14 protein-coding genes are annotated in these 16,459 nt (G+C 53.8%); 5 read left to right on the forward strand and 9 right to left on the reverse strand.

Annotation, left to right across the window (positions count from 1 at the left end; genetic code table 11):
* The 8 genes from ACR0B0_RS11835 to ACR0B0_RS11870 all read right to left on the reverse strand — a co-directional run bounded on the left by ACR0B0_RS11835 (position 1) and on the right by ACR0B0_RS11870 (position 9,997).
* Positions 1 to 1,575 carry a trypsin-like peptidase domain-containing protein gene (locus tag ACR0B0_RS11835; protein WP_480647923.1) on the reverse strand — a complete coding sequence of 525 codons (1,575 nt, stop codon included), beginning with the start codon at positions 1,573 to 1,575 and terminating at the stop codon, positions 1 to 3.
* A gap of 150 nt (positions 1,576 to 1,725) precedes the next feature.
* Positions 1,726 to 2,229, reverse strand: a complete 504-nt coding sequence (locus ACR0B0_RS11840; RefSeq protein ID WP_480647925.1) for an Hsp20/alpha crystallin family protein — start codon at positions 2,227 to 2,229, stop codon at positions 1,726 to 1,728.
* A gap of 196 nt (positions 2,230 to 2,425) precedes the next feature.
* Complete coding sequence (locus ACR0B0_RS11845; RefSeq protein WP_170397480.1) at positions 2,426 to 3,544, reverse strand: ABC transporter permease; 1,119 nt, start codon at positions 3,542 to 3,544, stop codon at positions 2,426 to 2,428.
* Positions 3,545 to 6,241: a ribosome-associated ATPase/putative transporter RbbA gene (gene rbbA, locus ACR0B0_RS11850; protein ID WP_480647927.1), complete on the reverse strand. Its 2,697-nt coding sequence runs from the start codon at positions 6,239 to 6,241 to the stop codon at positions 3,545 to 3,547.
* On the reverse strand, positions 6,238 to 7,233 hold the full coding sequence (locus tag ACR0B0_RS11855; protein ID WP_170359684.1) for an HlyD family secretion protein: 996 nt from the start codon (positions 7,231 to 7,233) through the stop codon (positions 6,238 to 6,240). Before ACR0B0_RS11855 ends, rbbA begins: the two co-directional genes overlap by 4 nt.
* Before the next feature lie 347 nt (positions 7,234 to 7,580).
* Positions 7,581 to 8,120, reverse strand: a complete 540-nt coding sequence (locus tag ACR0B0_RS11860; RefSeq protein WP_480647929.1) for a SnoaL-like domain-containing protein — start codon at positions 8,118 to 8,120, stop codon at positions 7,581 to 7,583.
* A 296-nt stretch (positions 8,121 to 8,416) separates the two neighbouring features.
* Positions 8,417 to 9,202, reverse strand: a complete 786-nt coding sequence (locus ACR0B0_RS11865; protein ID WP_480647931.1) for a formate/nitrite transporter family protein — start codon at positions 9,200 to 9,202, stop codon at positions 8,417 to 8,419.
* 348 nt (positions 9,203 to 9,550) lie between these two features.
* Entirely contained in the window at positions 9,551 to 9,997 is a 447-nt protein-coding gene (locus tag ACR0B0_RS11870; protein ID WP_480647933.1) for a universal stress protein, read from the reverse strand.
* A 375-nt stretch (positions 9,998 to 10,372) separates the two neighbouring features.
* Between ACR0B0_RS11870 and ACR0B0_RS11875 the strand changes: the two genes are divergently transcribed.
* Together ACR0B0_RS11875 and ACR0B0_RS11880 are read left to right on the forward strand one after the other, a co-directional pair.
* Positions 10,373 to 10,753, forward strand: a complete 381-nt coding sequence (locus tag ACR0B0_RS11875; protein ID WP_170377375.1) for a hypothetical protein — start codon at positions 10,373 to 10,375, stop codon at positions 10,751 to 10,753.
* Between the two features lie 133 nt (positions 10,754 to 10,886).
* Positions 10,887 to 11,411, forward strand: coding sequence for a flavodoxin domain-containing protein (locus ACR0B0_RS11880; protein WP_480647935.1), 525 nt, complete (start codon positions 10,887 to 10,889; stop codon positions 11,409 to 11,411).
* A gap of 428 nt (positions 11,412 to 11,839) precedes the next feature.
* Here ACR0B0_RS11880 and ACR0B0_RS11885 read toward each other — a convergent pair whose 3' ends face one another.
* Positions 11,840 to 13,174 carry a tetratricopeptide repeat protein gene (locus tag ACR0B0_RS11885; RefSeq protein WP_480647937.1) on the reverse strand — a complete coding sequence of 445 codons (1,335 nt, stop codon included), beginning with the start codon at positions 13,172 to 13,174 and terminating at the stop codon, positions 11,840 to 11,842.
* Positions 13,175 to 13,273: 99 nt separating this feature from the next.
* Between ACR0B0_RS11885 and ACR0B0_RS11890 the strand changes: the two genes are divergently transcribed.
* The 3 genes from ACR0B0_RS11890 to ACR0B0_RS11900 are packed head-to-tail and all read left to right on the forward strand — an operon-like array spanning position 13,274 to position 15,979.
* Positions 13,274 to 13,492 (forward strand): hypothetical protein, encoded by a 219-nt coding sequence (locus tag ACR0B0_RS11890; protein ID WP_170350274.1) that lies wholly within the window; start codon positions 13,274 to 13,276, stop codon positions 13,490 to 13,492.
* A 25-nt stretch (positions 13,493 to 13,517) separates the two neighbouring features.
* Positions 13,518 to 14,984, forward strand: a complete 1,467-nt coding sequence (gene gntH / locus ACR0B0_RS11895) for a guanitoxin biosynthesis MBL fold metallo-hydrolase GntH (RefSeq protein ID WP_217353331.1) — start codon at positions 13,518 to 13,520, stop codon at positions 14,982 to 14,984.
* A 14-nt stretch (positions 14,985 to 14,998) separates the two neighbouring features.
* Positions 14,999 to 15,979, forward strand: coding sequence for a CobW family GTP-binding protein (locus ACR0B0_RS11900; protein ID WP_480647939.1), 981 nt, complete (start codon positions 14,999 to 15,001; stop codon positions 15,977 to 15,979).
* Positions 15,980 to 16,459: the final 480 nt, after the last annotated feature.

A 16,459-nucleotide genomic window follows, 5' to 3' on the forward strand; every position in this document is an offset into this window, starting at 1 on the left:
TCAATCGCTTTCATCGAGAAGTATCTTGAGGTGTGACACCGGAACGCCAATATTCGAGCCGCCAAATTCGGGTAAGATCGCGGCATTGATAGCAACCACCTCGCCGTTTCGGTTCAGGGCAGGTCCGCCGCTTCCGCCGGTTGTGGTTTCAGCATCATAAACGACTGCACCGGGACTGGTCTGGGCGACGATCCCCCGGCTGGCCAGAGGCCTGATCTTGTTCTGCTCTGAAAGGTGTTTTGCAATAGTCCAGAAATCGACGGCGCCGTCTCTCTCAAGCGTTTTCAGAAAATCCGGCCCAGCCTGCACAATCAAGGCCTTAAGGCCAGTCGGAAATCCAAGCAAGAAAACTTCTTCACCTGCTCGCGTCGGGTGAGGTGCCAGTGAGAGTCCAAGCCCTTGAACACGGTTCGCATCAACGGACAGAAGCGCCAGATCGGCCGTTTTGCTTGCCCTAAGCAATACCGCTTCCATTGGCTTGGATTGTTCTGGAAGATAAGCCAGCAGGCTAAGTATCTCGGCTTCAAGCCCTGCTGCCTTCAGGGCCTGCGCCCGATCCCCGGTCGTCCAGGGCAAGGCGACATGACGGTTGGTCACCAAAAGAGAGGTGTCCTGCAATAGAAACCCGGTTCCGGTGAACTGAAATTCTGCCGGCGCGCCTTCCGCATCTGGCTCAATCCATGGTTTTCCGAATGGAGTTTTTAGTTTCTCCCCGTCCGGGCCAAGCACATGCCGCAGCAATTTGCCGCTTTCGGTCTGTCGCAATCCGTAAGCACCCTGGATGAAGGCAATAGATCGCGTCGAGGCTGTGATAACTCGCCTTGACGCACCAGCGCGTTCTTCCAAAGTGCCAAGGCGCTGCTCGGTGGAAATCACCTGGTTGTCAAACGCTTCTCTGAGCGCGACCAGATCATCCGCCGTCAGTGCATCTTCTCGCGTCTGCGTAAGCATGACAGCAACCGCCTCGATCTTGAGAGACTCCTGTTTAAGGCTGTCCGCCAGCTTCCGGTCGTTCTGAAAAAGCAAATAGCCAAAGGCAAAGATCAGAAGAAGCACACCGATAACGGTAACCCTGAACAAAACCGTGGTTTGTGATGTCAGCCGACGCCCGCCTTCGCGCAGCGCACCGGACATTTTTCTGGTGAAGGGTCGTCGGCTGGAGCGCGCATACACATAAGCGTCACTTATTATGTCTTCGACCGTGTGATGTGCAGGGAATGAGTGGTCACACACCCTGTAGCGCGACATGGGCCCCTCTTCACCGAACTCAATCATGTCGCCATGCCCAAGAACTGCCGAAGCAGTTTTTTGACCATTGACCCAAATATCCCGGCCAGGCAACGCGTTTAGCGCGTAACCGCCTTGCGACCACTGAATGGTCGCCACGTCTTCGTCATGCGGGGGCAAATCCTCTTTCCGCCTGAACTTCAGGATACGATCAGGACCCACCGAAGCAGCCAAAGCGTTGCCGACAAGCCAGGTAACGGTTCCGCGGGACGGCCCCGTCAAGCTCTCCAGAAATGCACGGACATCGCCCGTTTCACTTTCCACATCGCTTTTGTCCGGCGTCCGCATTGTTCATCTCAGTTCTCTAGCCCTATTGGCACATTATCATGCGCAGCAGTGAAACCGCTATGGTGGGCAATAATGTGCTCGTTTTAAGAACACCAAAGGTCCGCGCATGCTGCCCGGACCATGAAGGTTGCGCGTGCGCCTCCATTGCGCCTATCTCGATGAGACCTTAATCTTCCGGCTGGGATCCTGAGGTTCGGATTTCGGCATCGTGACGTGCAGGACACCTTTGTCGAACGCAGCGGAAATCTCCTCGATATCGACTGCATCAGGCAGCGTCATTGTCCGAGTGAAACTGCCATAGCTTCTCTCGCTAACGCGCAGATCGCCTGTGTCATCATGCGTAACATTCTTCTGGCCCCGCAGCGTCAATCTACGGTCTTTGATTTCGACTTCGACGTCGTCTTCTTCGAGACCCGGCAATTCAGCCGTGAGAACGATCGCTGTATCCGTTTCGTGGATGTCAATCGCCGGCGAAATCGCACCCGTCATGTCCAACGACGGGAAGCCCGTGCGTTGCGCGGCTGTCTCCAGCGGAAGGAATGGCGCTGCGCCCCCGAAAAAGCGCGACATCATGGATTCCATTTCGCGTCGAAAATTATCAGAGAGCGGATGTGTTCCAGCAAACAGTTGCGGGGTATTTTTGTCTTCAAGCATTTTCTGATCCTCCTCCTTTAGTGCGATTGGGGGGAGGCGGTATTATTGCAAAAAACGCGTCCAATTACCTTGATCTTGCGCAAGCAAGCGTCCTCGGTATCGCGCCAAAAGGACAACCCGGCCGTATCAGTATTCCGAATGAAACAAGGCGCATTTCCAATCATACGTCCAGGCCAAGGGGTAAACTGATCTGACTCTATTGCGCCACCGAGCGTCTGAAAAGCATCAGGCTTGACGCCAGAAGGATTGCGCCGAGTAACGCCATCCATAAGAACTCTGGCCAGACCGTCTCAAACCTCGCCCCCTTGAAGATGATGGATTGGCTGGCGGACATGTAATGGCGGGACGGAAGGATCGATGTTCCGACCTGAAGCCAGTCGGGCTGCCCCTCGATCGGTGTCTCTCCTCCTGACAGCATCAGCATCGGAAGGACAGTCAGCATTACCAAAAGCGCGAACTGTGCCATTGAGCGCGCAATCGTTGCAAGAAAGACCCCAAGTGCGGTTGCTGTGAAGAGAAACAGGGCGGTGCCAAAAAGAAACAACACCTTCGACCCCGCGATGTTGATCCCCAGGAAACCTTGCATAACAAAGGTCAGCGATAAGGCGGCCGCGACAAGAACCACCGCTGCGTTTGCCCAAATCTTGGCCATCGCAATGTCAAACGGGGTAAGCGGCATCGCAAGCAGGTGTTCAATTGTGCCATGTTCACGCTCGCGGATCATTGCGGCACCGGTGAGGATTGTGGTCAGCCACATGATCTGGCCGATGAGCGCCACGATGCCGGCAAAACGAACAGTATCACGGTTGGGATTGAACGCACTGCGCATGATGATATCGACGGGCAATGACTCTGCCAGGTCCGCGCCAATGGCAAAGCGACGGATCTCGGCGCTGAGGATATTGACGATATAGTTTGCGCCAATCCCGGCCTGTTCCATCGCCGTCGCATCAATCAGAACCTGAATTTCCGGCGTGCGCCCGGCGCGAACATCTTTCTCGAACCCTGGTGGCACCGCGACCACAAACAGGAAATGCCCGGCATCCATCTTTTCGGCTCCGGTACCCGGTGCGATCTGGACAACGGGTTGAAACTCCGGAGGGAAGAACGCCGTGGCAAGAGACCGTGAAAGGGGCGAGCCATCCTCATCGGCAAATGCAATGGAGGCATTGTTGACCGAGTTCGAAACCCCCGTCGCCTCCATCACGGGTGCCAGCGTGAATGACCAAACCAGCAGCGCCATCATCACCCAATCACGCCGAAGGCTCATCATTTCTTTCAAGCCAAGCCAGAAGATGCAGGACAACCGTTGCATTTATTTCTCCTGCGCTCGAAGTAAAAGGGCAGCGATCAACGTCAGCACCGGTCCGAAACAGGCCAGGGCCAGAAGATCAGGGGCAAGCGCATCCCAGCCCAGCCCTTTGGTGAAGGCACCGACATTCAGATGCAGGAAATAGGATGACGGCCAGAGCGACCCGATTGTCTGCGCGCCGCCTTCAAGCGTTGACACCGGTTGTAACAACCCGGAGAACTGAATCGTAGGTACGACCGAGGCGATCGCGGTGGCGAAGGTAGCGGCCACCTGGCTTGAAGTCATGGTCGCAATGAGTAGCCCATAGGATGTTGTAGCCCAGACATACAGCAACGCGCCGATTGCCAGAGGAACCGGGTTGCCTTTGAGCGGTACATCAAAAACCAAGACCGTCATTCCAGCCAAGAGCAGGAAATTGGCGAACGCGATTGCGATATAAGGGATTTGCTTGCCAACCAGAAACTCAAGCCGCGTCGTTGGCGTCGCATAGAAATTGGTGATTGTTCCCAACTCTTTTTCACGTGCGACGCTGACCGCCATCAGAACTGCCGGTAACATTATCAAAAGGATCGCAGGCATGGCCGGGGCCATTGCGGCAATACTCTCGAAACTCTGGTTGTACCTGAAGCGTGGTTCGATATGGGCGATCTCGACCGGATGCACACCGTTTTGGCGGGCCATTGCCGCCAAAAAGGTATTGTGGAGCCCCGCCACATAGCCTTCTACAGTCTCGCCTTTGAACGGAATTGCGCCGTCCACAATTGCAAGCACGTCCGTTGCTTCAACAGAGCGGATCTTGCGCCCAAAGTCAGGTGGGAGTTCGACAACCAGCGAGGCATCTCCTCGGGCCAGCCGTTCATGGCCCTCATTGATACTCGTCAGTGGCTGCGTTGGGTTGAAGTAGCGCGATCCTGAAATCTCTGCAATGTAGGCGCGGCTTTCTGGCCCCTGTGACAAATCCAGTACCGCGAAATCCAGTTCTTCGATGTCCAGCGTAATCCCATAGCAAAAGACCAGCATCAGGATCACCGAGCCCAGGAACGCAAACGCCAAACGCACGCGGTCGCGCAAAATCTCGATGGTTTCACGCTTCGTGTATGCCAGTGTGCGCCTGATACCCCCGCCAGCGCTGTCATCAAGGGCATGAACCGATGCCTCAGGAGCTTTCACCGGTGCCGGAGGGTCAGCTGCCTTCAATACCGTGACAAATGCTTCTTCCAGACTGTCTACCTGTGCCCCGGCGATCAACTCATCCGGTGTTCCCTCAGCCAGAACACGGCCCGCGTGCATGAACGACACCCGATCACAGCGCTCTGCTTCGGCCATGAAATGGGTCGAGACGAAAATCGTCACTTCTTCATCTCTCGAAAGCTCAATCAGCAACGCCCAAAACGAGTCGCGCGCCTCAGGGTCCACCCCCGAAGTTGGTTCATCCAGGATCAGTACGCGAGGTCGGTGGATCACAGCGACCGCCAGGGAGAGACGTTGCTTGATGCCAAGTGGCAGCGCCGTGGCCAGCATGTCCATATGTGCAATCATGCCAAAGCGTTCTGCCAGTTCATCGATACGCCTATCGCGGTCCGTGATCGCAAAGATGCGGGCATGTAGCTGGAGATTCTGCCGAACGGTCAACTCGCCATAAAGCGAGAATGCCTGACTCATATAGCCAATCTCGCGACGCATCCTCAGATCGCGTGCATCAACCGGTCTTCCGAACAGTAGCGCCTCACCGTCACTTGCGGGCAGAAGACCTGTCAGCATTTTCATGGTGGTCGACTTGCCGCAGCCGTTCGACCCGAGGAAGCCGAAAATCTCACCACGGTTGATCGAGAATTCGACGTTATTGACTGCCGTGAAATCGCCAAAGCGCCGCGTCAATCCGCGTGCCGTGATCACTGGGTCTGCCTCACGGTGATGTGTGGGCGCTTTCCTTGGTGCGATCAGGGGATCTCCGTGCGCCTGCAACCGCCGGTAGGACGTTTCAAGATCGCTGGCTTCCCCCTTCAATTCTGCCGGAGAACCATGGAAAAGCACGCGCCCGGCATCCATCGCGACGATAAAGTCGAATTGTTCGGCTTCTTCCATATAAGCTGTCGAAACCAGTATGGAGAGGTCGGGTGTAGCCTCTCGGACCGCGTCGATCAGCGCCCAGAACTGACGCCGCGACAGTGGGTCGATGCCGGTGGTCGGCTCATCCAGAACCAAAAGCTTAGGGTCATGGATCAGTGCACAACACAGCCCAAGCTTCTGTTTCATGCCGCCCGAGAGTTTTCCCATCAGCCGATCAGAGAATGGCGCAAGCCCGGTTGCCGACAGCAATGCTGCGATCCGGATGTCACGCTCCTGCTGCCCTTGTCCGAAGAGACGCGAAAAGAACTCAAGGTTTTCGCGCACCGACAATTCTGCATAGAGGTTCCGGCCCAACCCCTGCGGCATAAATGCGATCGCTGGGCAGATTTTGTGACGATGGGCGCGGTCGTCGATTGGGCCTCCGAGAACATTGATTGTACCGGATTGAAGCTTCTTCGCGCCGGTGATCAATCCCAAAACCGTTGATTTGCCAACCCCGTCAGGCCCGATCAGCCCAATAAGCTGACCGACCGGCAGGTTAAGCGACAGGTTATCGAGTGCTGTCCGCTGGCGGTACTTATGCGTGACACCACTGACGCAGAAATCAGATGGGCCCGCCTGGGAATTCATTCGAACAGTTCGGGTGGAATCCGCCTTTCCAGATATTCCGGCCATACACTGTCAGAAGAAAGCCTGATCACAGCGATACCGCGAAGGCCGGTTTTCACATGTTCGATCCGTTCTGTGATCAGATCCTCAGGAATGCGAACCCGAACGCGAAAGACCAACTGTTCACGCTCGCTCAATGTCTCTACCTGCTTTGGAGTGAACTGGGCTTCGGGAGATACAAAAGTGACGGTTGCAGGAACGGCAAAATCCGGCAAGGCATCAAGTACGATGCGCGCCTCAGCCCCGATGGGCAGCAACCCCGCTTCGCGTGCGGGCAGGTACACGTCCATATAGACGTTCTCTAAGCTGAGAAGCGTAAGGATCGGCTCACCCGCGCCAACAACTTCACCGGGCTCAGCCAGTCTGTAAAGAATGCGCCCCGGCATAGGGGCAACAAGCGAAGCATCCTCGATCTGGGCGACGATCCGGCGCACTTCGGCTTCGGCAGCCGCGATCTGGCTGTCCGAGGTTGCAACCCGGGCCTTGGCGGCACCCAGAACGGCGTCGGCAACCTGAAATGCGGTTTCGCGATCTTCAAAGACTGTCATCGAAATGTTTTGACCGGCCAACAGTGCCTTTGCCCGTTCCAGTTCCTGCGCCGCGCGACGCTGTTGGCTTTCTCGTTGGACAACAACAGCCTCGGCTTCGGCCTTGGCTTGACGCGCCAATGCTACTTCGGCTTTGGCGCGATCAAGCGCTGCAGACAGTTCATCGGTGTCCATCTCGACCAACAGTTCACCCACAACAACCAAGTTGCCTTCTGCCGCCAAAACCTGTGCAACCCGCCCTGCGAAGGTGGGGGCAATTTCCACTTGTTCGGCCTCTATCCGTCCATTGCCCTGTACAAATCCAACTGGCAATTCACTGCTGTCTTCTGAAACGAATATGTACAACGCCGCACCTGCGAGAAGGAGCATTACGACGATCAGTATTGCGCGCACATTCTTTTTCATGATCTGGCGTACCGCGGTTAAAGCTACTAGGTGACGTTATCTCAAACCCCGCAAAACGCTTTGTTTTGGATCAAACAGAGCCCTTTAGAGGGTTGTTCAGGCCAAACTCGGGTAGAAAGCCGGCGCAGCAGTCTGATTGTTAACCCGCATCAATGGCTCAATGCGGATTTCACGGCGTGACTTTAGATTTCGGTTGCGCCGAACTGACGGAATTGTTGCGCATGGGCAAGCATCACGCGGTCGAAACAAATGCCCAATTGTCCATCCATCGTGTCAAAGCACTTACAAGTCACACTTCCAGCGTGCGGATAAAATCAACACTGCGTCAGTATTGCGGGTTGCCGCTGCTACTTCGGCAACATGAAGAACTCTTCCAGTACAATCTTTCCGTCTGCTACTGAATAAACTGCAATCTCACTCAAGGTGATACGTTGCCCAGTTTCCTTCTGCTTTACGACAGCCTTATATCGCACACTGAAGCGGTTTGGGGGATGAACATAAGGGCCATCAACGTCAAATTCGATGATTTCATGAGCTGCCAGCCAATCCTCTCTTTTCCCTTTGATAGCATCACGGCCTTTGGTGATGCGAAACTGTCGAACCGGAGGCACAACCGCTTCTATGGATTGAGCGTTCTCGGCATACATTTCATCAACATTTGCAAGGCCCCTGCGATCACGCATCGCCTGAACAAATGTTCTTCCAATATCGACTAATTCTTCCATGATAGCCCTCATTTTAGGCATCAACTGTATCACATCTTGCCTTTTCCAATCTTGACGAGGATCAATGAATTTAGATGTTGGCGAAGAATCCAGTTCGGGAACGAGAGGGCAACTAGTGCAGTGGCAAAGAACGGCCCAATTCCCGGCACCGTCATCAGCCAATGCGCCATCTCCTTGCCTCGTGGTCGGTGAGTCACCTCCGCATCCAACTCTCATATCTGACTGATCAACCGACTCGCATCCCGATCAGCGGACTTAGGCAAGCCTGTGCCGCTTCCTCTTGTGTTGCACCATCATGCGACAACCGATATCGACCACGAAGACAACCATGCTCCTGGCATCTAGACTATTGAGTGCAGGAAAAGCTTGTTGTGGGCTGCACAATTAGACAACGCCTTCAAAACCAACTGAAACCGATCGTTTTGTTCTGGCGGGCGCAGTGATCGAAGAAGTGGGTCTTACCCTTTAGTAGCGCCAAGGTAAGCAAACCAGTAGGCCAAGGCGACTCCTCCCGCCCCGCCGACAATATTGCCCAGAGTAACCCACAATAGATTGGTCGCCGCTGAGAAAACCGGCACAGTTGCCCCCGCCGCCCAACCCTGCGGGAAGAAAAACATGTTCGCAATCGAATGCTCGAGTCCCAGCAACACAAAAGCAGTGACGGGCCACAAAACGGCCAGAACCTTGCCGGCGACGCTGCGGGCGGCAAAGGACAGCCAAACAGCAAGGCATACCAACCCGTTGCACAGTGCGCCACGGGCGAAGGCCTCCATCGGTTCCAACCCCGCTTTGGCATCGGCTATCACCACGGCGGTATTGCCCATCGGCCCCTCGAGCAGGCCGGTCAGAGAGAAGGCCAATGCAAGCCCGAGGGCGCCCACGAAGTTTCCGGCGTAGACGATGCCCCAGCTTCGAAACAGCAGTCGCAGTGGTATCTTGCGGTCGACCGCTGCGATCACCATCAAAACATTGCCGGTGAATAATTCTGCACCACCTGCGATCACCAGGATAAGGCCCAGGGAAAACACCGCGCCACCCAGAACGCGGATCGGCCCCGCAGCGCTGTCTGCGCCAGTAACCGCCATCGTATAGGCCGCTGCGCCAAACCCTATGAATGCCCCGGCCAGCATCGCAAGAACGAACATGGGTGCCATTGGCAACTTTGCCTTTGTGACCCCAGCAGTCTCAACTAATGTTGCAATTTCAGAGGGTTTATGAGCGTCGAACAGGGACGAGGTGTTCATGTCGGGCTCCAGAGTTAGAACGGATCTACGTTGGCAGGTAGTTTACAGCCTGTCTTCTGACCTTGAAACAATGCGTAAAAAAACGGGAAGTTCATCTGTTCCACCACAGTTCGGGTCGTTTCGCCTAACACAGTTTAATTGCCGGTCATCGCCACAGGCCCCAATGACCTCTGTTTCAGCCTCCGTTTTCGTGCCACCGTCATGAAGCAGTGGATATCTGACTCCATTTTCACAGTAGGGAGTTCAGCGTCACGGGGTAGCCATCGAAACTTAATTCTGCCACGAGATTTCAATGCTGAGCTTATTGATCGTCATCGTTTTTGTGCCGATTGGGACCAAGTTTGAAATTTAGGCAACGGTCAAAACCGCACAAGTGGCATTCCGACTGATGCCTTGAGAGGTGCTCCCTTGAATCAGGCTACCAATGCTTCCCAATCCGCGGCGGCCCGTCACAATCAGGTCAGCTTTGCATTGCTCGGCGCATGCGATGATCTCGTCGACCGGATCACCGCGTTGGGTATGTGTTTGCGAAACTGTCTGATTGTATTCTTTGGCAATCTCTTTGCCCGCGGAAATGATCTTGTCTGCTGCCTGCTGAACCTCTTCGTCTGAAGGCATTGTCGTGACGGCGTGATAGCCAGCAACAGCGCCCATTGCGAAAGCCACGGTTTGCGGCTGAGGTGTATGGACAAGGTGAATTTGGGAGCCATATTTGCTTGAGATATCACAGGCTACGTGTAGAGCTGCTTCTGACGCCTCTGATCCATCCAAGCCAACCACAATTATTTTGAACATGTCGCACACCCTCCTTTGTGAGGGGTCAGTATGGGTGAACTTGCAGCAACTAGCATTGACTCAAATCAACACTTTTCGCTGCAAATTCGAGCGTTGTCGTCCGTTCGTTTCCAGAAGATTCACGGTAACCGAACAAATTTAATGACCGTTGGAGCTGCAAGCTAGTCGCGCCAAAGGGGCGACAGCGTATTTTTACTGCAAAAAGCCTCCCGCAGGCATTGCTTTGTTCAAAGGGTGTCAATTTGGGCCCAATGATAAAGATCAAGAGTAATGGTGAGAAAAATTGCTATTATGGACGTGCTTTTCAATCCCTTTGGCGAAGTTGGCAGCTTTCCTACGACACGACATTCAATCTAATTCCTGAGGATAACGACTATGCAGCCCTCTCCGCCTTGGACTCGCCCAGCTGCAATAGCCGCGGCATTCTTCGGTCTCCTGACAATATTCTCCGGCGGAACGGCCCTGTTTGGGGGTGCCGCCGCTAAAGCAGCAGTTGGAGATGCAGTTCCACTCGTGCTTTGGTTCAATTTTCTGGCTGGATTTGTCTATTTGCTTGGTGCAATCGCGCTCTTTAAATCAAAAACCTGGGCAACTCGAATTGCCTGGGTGATAGGCTTATCAACATTATTTGTGTTCGCTGTTCTGATATTAGTGGCACTGTTTGGAACGCCGTTTGAATGGCGAACCGTCGGTGCAATGACCATACGCACTGGATTTTGGCTGGCGATAGCTGTCGCGCTTTCCAGAACCGCATGAGCCGACAAAACGACGCCGCACCCGCGTCCAAAAAACTTGGCAAGACAGTCACTTTTGATTGAGATCAAGGGCTGAAGCGAACGGTTTCGGCATAGTTGGCGCGCTTTTCGGATCGATTTACGGGAGGATCGAAATGACAGTGCTGATTGCCTACGGCACCGTTGAAGGTCAGACTGCCAAGATTGCTCGCTTTATCAACGATGTAACAAGAAAAGCCGGCTACGATACAATACTGATCAACACCGGAGACCAGATACGACACGTGTCCCTGACAGGTGTGGACAGGGTCATTCTTGCGGCTCCTGTCCATGAACGCCGGCACCCCAAGCTATTCGAAGCGTTTGTTGAAACGCATAGAGACGCGCTTGCGTCCCGGAAGTCGCTAGTGCTTTCGATAGGCCTAAAGGCGGCTTTTGCAAGAGGCCAGGAAGACGCCTGGGACTATCTTACCGAAATGCTGATGCGTACGCATTTTGAACCTGACCTAACGGCTTTGGTTGCGGGCGCTGTGCAGCCTGACAACTATGGGTATTTTGAAGAAGAGATCGTTCAGCATGTTGTCTTAAAGGATCAAAAGATCGATCCAAGGGACGGTGCTCGGGAGTTCACCGATTGGGACGCTTTAAGGGAAACCGTGGTAACATTCTTGGACAATTGATCCATCCCGTGGCTTAACTGCTGCCTTTCTTCAGTTGTCTTACCTGTAAATGTCGCCGCCACATTGCACCTACGCCAGTTTTAACAGGCGTTCGAATTCACTGAGTTCCATATCAGAACGCGGCCTAGATTGAAACTACAGCGAGCATGATCTTCCTAAGCCAATGAAACGCTCGTGTTCCAAATCATTCGATGACGGACATGCAAAAGGCCACCATGCTGCCGTTCGCCGCGTCAGCAGCACTGCACCTCACGAGCGGCGGCTATAGCGCATAAGCAGACTTTGCAAATCTGCAAAGCCCACCCTCAATCCACAGACGGCGTGGTCCGGCTCTATCGCCGATTTTATCAACGCCGTGTGCTTTCAAAGCGGAGTTATATGAATAGATTTTGACGCTCGTTTCCAGGCAATAGGCGAGATACGCTTCGTCAGTATCTGCTCAGCGTCTCCAGTATTATATTCCGCGTATTGACGTCGTTGTGGAAAATCCTGCCGGCGAGAAACTCGGACGGAAACTCAGGCCATGTCCTGCGCATTTCAGCGACGAGCCGTCGTGCTTCTTCTGAATTTCCCAACTGATCATACGCAACGGCTTGGAATAAGAGCGAAGGCGCACTGACTGGCGCTCCGGCAGCTGGCGCTCCCTGAAAGGCTTCAACAACACTTTCGTAGTTCCCGAGCATAAGTTGTGAAACGCCCCAGATGTTTCTCGCACCAAACCTACCAGATCCTGATTTGGGTCTCTCCGGGTTGCTAACCTCGGCAGCAAGTTCCGGGGCGTTAGCCAAGATGGCCGTCATACCTGCAACGTCGAGAATATGGCCATCCTTCGGCGCCAGTTCGACGGACATTCTAGCGTATTTCAATGCCTCATTTGACTGGTTTTTGACAGCCAGCACCCAACCATTTGCGCCGTTTGCCCACGCATCAGAGGGGGACAATTCAAGCGCTTTTCCAGACATTTCCGAGGCTTGATTGAAGAGATCATCCCTTTGTGCTTCATCCGGCGACAACACTGCCAGGATCGCCAAGACCTGCGCGGATCCGGCATAGCCGTCGGACAGAGCCGGGTCGAGTTCCCTAGCGTGCTGGAACATTCCCAGCGCTATTTGCTGACGCTTGACATCAAAAACGGGGAAAAACATGCCGCGGGCTTGATCCGCAAGGTTGACCGCCTGGAGTCGTGTCAATGATTGTTCACCAAGCGCCACACGTTCTGCTTGTTCGATGGATCGAGTTGTTGGCACAACCTCCCTGTTATCCTGGCTCATCCAGATGCCAAGCACAGCGACCAATGCAAGAACACCCAGTCCAGCATGCAGCAGTTGTCGCGAACGCCAACGGCCAACTGGATTGTCGCTCTTCAGTTCACTTGATGTGCGGTCTTCGATTGTAGGTTCGAATGAAAACCGCGGCTTGTATCCGCCGGGGTCAACAAAAATGCGAACTCCATTGCCGTCCCAGTGATCTTCGTAGAACTGATGCAAAAGACGACGCAGCCGCCTTGCCTCAACGCGAACCAGGTTTTGACCACCAGTACCATCTATGCGCCGCCCATAGACCTCAACAGCGATAGCTTTGCCTCTAATCTGAGTGCTTCGACCAGATAGAGATTCCTCGACTATGTAGGTGAGAAATTGCGTGAGTCGTGGTGAAGCTTGAAACCCGTCGCTTGATACGATTCGACTCAGAGCTTCCCGGATGAGTTCCGGAGAAGGCTGTTCAACATGTTGATTTACTAGCAAATCGTTGGATTTGTTCAATGTCAACTCACCCCCAGCTCACGGTGACTCACTTGGCCTTTGCGGTCAACCGCACTCATCTTGATTTGAGAATGGATAGTGGGCGTCGGGATTTTTCCAATGACGGTGGACCTGATTGAAGAAATTCCAGAACTTTCCGATGTGCTGTCGAGGCGCATGGAAACGGATGCGCTACTCGGCGAGGTCATCGAAGACCTGAAGAAAGCATCTGCGTTTTCGAAAGACGCATCGATCACGGCCTCAGAACGCGCCGAATGGGCCCACATCAAATCTGAACTCATCAATGAGCTTCGCCGCATGTTGAAGCGCAATATGTGAGCCACTTCTAACTGAGGACCAATCCATGACCAAGGAAGACAATAGAAAAGACCAAGACGACAAACAGGTTCAGGCGTCAGATCAAATTGAAGACCCGTCGCGACGGAGTGTTCTTAAGGGCTTGGCCACTGGAGCGGCTGCGACAGGGGCGGCTGGGTTAGCGGCAGGGAGTGCTGAGGCTCACCAAGGAGACGGCCCCTTGGGAGAAACACTCAAGAACCCATACGGTGGTCGGCCCGCAGGCGGCATCTCGTTACCGGAGTACTTCCGTCCGACGAAGTACATGACTGGTTCAAATGCGAACTATTTTCCACTTAGTGAGGAGTTGGGGCCAGATGAGATGCGCATCTCATTCTGTGGCTCAACACCATATCCGCCGCGTGAAGATCAGGCGGGTACTTGCATCATGGTGGAGTTGGGGAATGGAAAACGGTTCTTCTTTGACTTTGGATCCGGTTGTGTCCGCAACATCATTGCCATGCAAGTGCCGGGGCAACTGATCAACGATATCTTCATCTCTCATTTGCATGTCGACCACTACGCCGACATTCCTTATATCTATCCGTTCCGGGCCTGGTCTGGAGGGTATACACCATTGCGCATCCATGGTCCCTCTGGTCGGACGCCCGAACTTGGCACAGCCGGAATGGTTAAAGGTATGCAACAGATGCTCAAATGGCATCTTGAAGCTTTCGACGTGTTCCCAATTGGTGACGGCTATGAGATCGAGGTCAACGAGTTCGATTTCCGCCAAGAAGGTGGCATCGTTTATGACCAAGACGGTGTGACTGTTCGGTCCTGGCCGCGCAGTCATGCCAAGGACGGCGCAGTTGGTTATCGGCTCGATTGGAACGGTCTGAGCTTTGTATGGACCGGCGATGGACGCCCGGATGAGCTTTCACGGAAATACGGCGAAGGTGTTGATGTCTTTGTAACCGAAATGTCGGGACAGGATATTGGTCAGTTGATGACCTACAAATACGGTATCCCACAGGATCTCTTCAATTACACTATCGATACGCATCACACCTCCCACTATGCCGTGGGTAAGCTCTTTGCGGACACAAGGCCGCGTTTGGGAATGGTGACACACTATACCCAGGACGAAGACATCGACGCTGAAATGCTGGCTGGTATTCGCGCCCACTACGACGGTCTGTTCCAATGGGGTCTCGATGTAGCCGTTGTGAACGTGACCAAGGATGCAATCTGGTACAGGAAAGCTGCACTGCCCGGAAAGTCCGGTACTGTGCCACCATTTCGTGAACTGGCTGCGGCAGCCGAGGCCGGGCGTATTGAGCTTCCGGATGAAATCACATTACCGAATCCGAGGCTCACCCGAGCAGATCAGCAAGACCAGAAGTACCGTGATATGGAGATCGATCCACGCGAATACTACCCAACTGACGTTTTCCGAGCACCTGGCGGGGACTGGCCGCAGGACTTTACCATCAAAGTTTCGGATGTAATCGGCTCGCGTGATGAAGACTGAGAGGAGATCGAACAATGATTGAGTTTGGTTCGACTTCTGCGATCCCCGTAACGATCCTTACCGGCTTTCTAGGAGCCGGTAAGACTACACTTTTGAACCGGATCCTAACAGGCAATCACGGGTTGCGGGTTGCGGTTCTTGTAAATGACTTTGGATCCATAAACGTCGATGCAGACTTGGTGGTCGGCCTCGAAGACGACGTCATGAGCCTCGCGAATGGGTGCGTTTGCTGCTCGATACGAGATGACTTGATCGAAACGGTGGAAGCCGTTCTCGCCCGGCCCGAGAAACCGGAATACATCGTCCTTGAAGCAAGTGGAGTGTCGGATCCGTCATCAATTGCGATGACATTTACCGATCAGAAGTTTCGGGACATGATCCGCTTGGACAGCCTTATGTGTCTGGTCGATGCGGAACAGCTTTTTGCTGCGCCGGAACAAATGGAACTGAAGCTCCGTCAAATCGCGTTCTCAGATATGGTTATTTTGAACAAAGTCGATCTTGTCGACAGGGCCGCTGTTCAAAGGGTGCACGATTGGCTCGGGTCTCGCTTCCGTCGCTATCGTTTGGTCGAAGCTGTCAATGCGGACGTCCCACTGGATATACTTCTTTCAGTCGGTCGCTTTGCCGCCGAACAGCTACAAACAGAAATACCCGATCATCACGAACATGGACCGGATTGTGGTTGCCAAGCCTCTGATCACTCAGACAGCTTCTCAACAACCATGATGAAGGCTGAACGCCCGATAAGCTTATCTTCTCTCCGGAGCGCAATTCGAAAGCTTCCGGGCGATGTGTATCGCCTCAAGGGCTTTGTTTTTAGCGAGGAGGATCCAGATCATCGCATTCTCGTTCAGGTCGTTGGAAAACGTATGGACATCGCACGTGATGGCGCTTGGGGTGACTGCAAACCCGAAACAAGGCTTGTCGCAATAGGCGCACCGGGGGCCCTCTCCGAGGATGTGCTTTCGGATACGCTTATGGAGACAGTCTGAAAGCCATGTTCGATCAAGTATTTTGGCTATAAGTCAACCGTGCTGGATAATTTCATCCAGTTCGGCGGCGGCGGACTGTGAGTGGGCCATTGACGTCATTGCCAACCTGGCGATCTCAAGTGCAAGCTACCCATGAAAAAACGGCCTGCTAAGAGGAGACCGCCTATGAACCTCAGGTTGCTACGCTGCTCCATATTTGCTGGGATTGGTGCCCTTTCTGGTACTGCGTGGGCAGAGTCCCAGGAAGAAGAACCAGCAAAGCAACTTGCTAACCCCGTGGCCGCTCTCATTAGTGTACCATTCCAGCTGAACTATGATCAGAATTTGGGTGCCGACAGAAATGGTTCGCGTTGGATTTTAAACGTACAACCGGTTGTTCCCTTTGATCTTACGGATGATTAGAACCTCATATCCCGAACAATTCTTCCAATTGCCTCCATAGATGGTGGCCTACCGGGTTCTGGATCCGAGACTGGGCTA

The organism is Ruegeria sp. BA12 (assembly GCF_056539625.1).

Bases quoted from the DNA above. Each gene is read 5' to 3' on its own strand.
- ACR0B0_RS11835 (WP_480647923.1), bottom strand. From the start codon at position 1,575: ATGCGGACGCCGGACAAAAGCGATGTGGAAAGTGAAACGGGCGATGTC.
- ACR0B0_RS11840 (WP_480647925.1), bottom strand. From the start codon at position 2,229: ATGCTTGAAGACAAAAATACCCCGCAACTGTTTGCTGGAACACATCCG.
- ACR0B0_RS11845 (WP_170397480.1), bottom strand. From the start codon at position 3,544: ATGCAACGGTTGTCCTGCATCTTCTGGCTTGGCTTGAAAGAAATGATG.
- rbbA (WP_480647927.1), bottom strand. From the start codon at position 6,241: ATGAATTCCCAGGCGGGCCCATCTGATTTCTGCGTCAGTGGTGTCACG.
- ACR0B0_RS11855 (WP_170359684.1), bottom strand. From the start codon at position 7,233: ATGAAAAAGAATGTGCGCGCAATACTGATCGTCGTAATGCTCCTTCTC.
- ACR0B0_RS11865 (WP_480647931.1), bottom strand. From the start codon at position 9,202: ATGAACACCTCGTCCCTGTTCGACGCTCATAAACCCTCTGAAATTGCA.
- ACR0B0_RS11870 (WP_480647933.1), bottom strand. From the start codon at position 9,997: ATGTTCAAAATAATTGTGGTTGGCTTGGATGGATCAGAGGCGTCAGAA.
- ACR0B0_RS11875 (WP_170377375.1), top strand. From the start codon at position 10,373: ATGCAGCCCTCTCCGCCTTGGACTCGCCCAGCTGCAATAGCCGCGGCA.
- ACR0B0_RS11880 (WP_480647935.1), top strand. From the start codon at position 10,887: ATGACAGTGCTGATTGCCTACGGCACCGTTGAAGGTCAGACTGCCAAG.
- ACR0B0_RS11890 (WP_170350274.1), top strand. From the start codon at position 13,274: ATGACGGTGGACCTGATTGAAGAAATTCCAGAACTTTCCGATGTGCTG.
- gntH (WP_217353331.1), top strand. From the start codon at position 13,518: ATGACCAAGGAAGACAATAGAAAAGACCAAGACGACAAACAGGTTCAG.
- ACR0B0_RS11900 (WP_480647939.1), top strand. From the start codon at position 14,999: ATGATTGAGTTTGGTTCGACTTCTGCGATCCCCGTAACGATCCTTACC.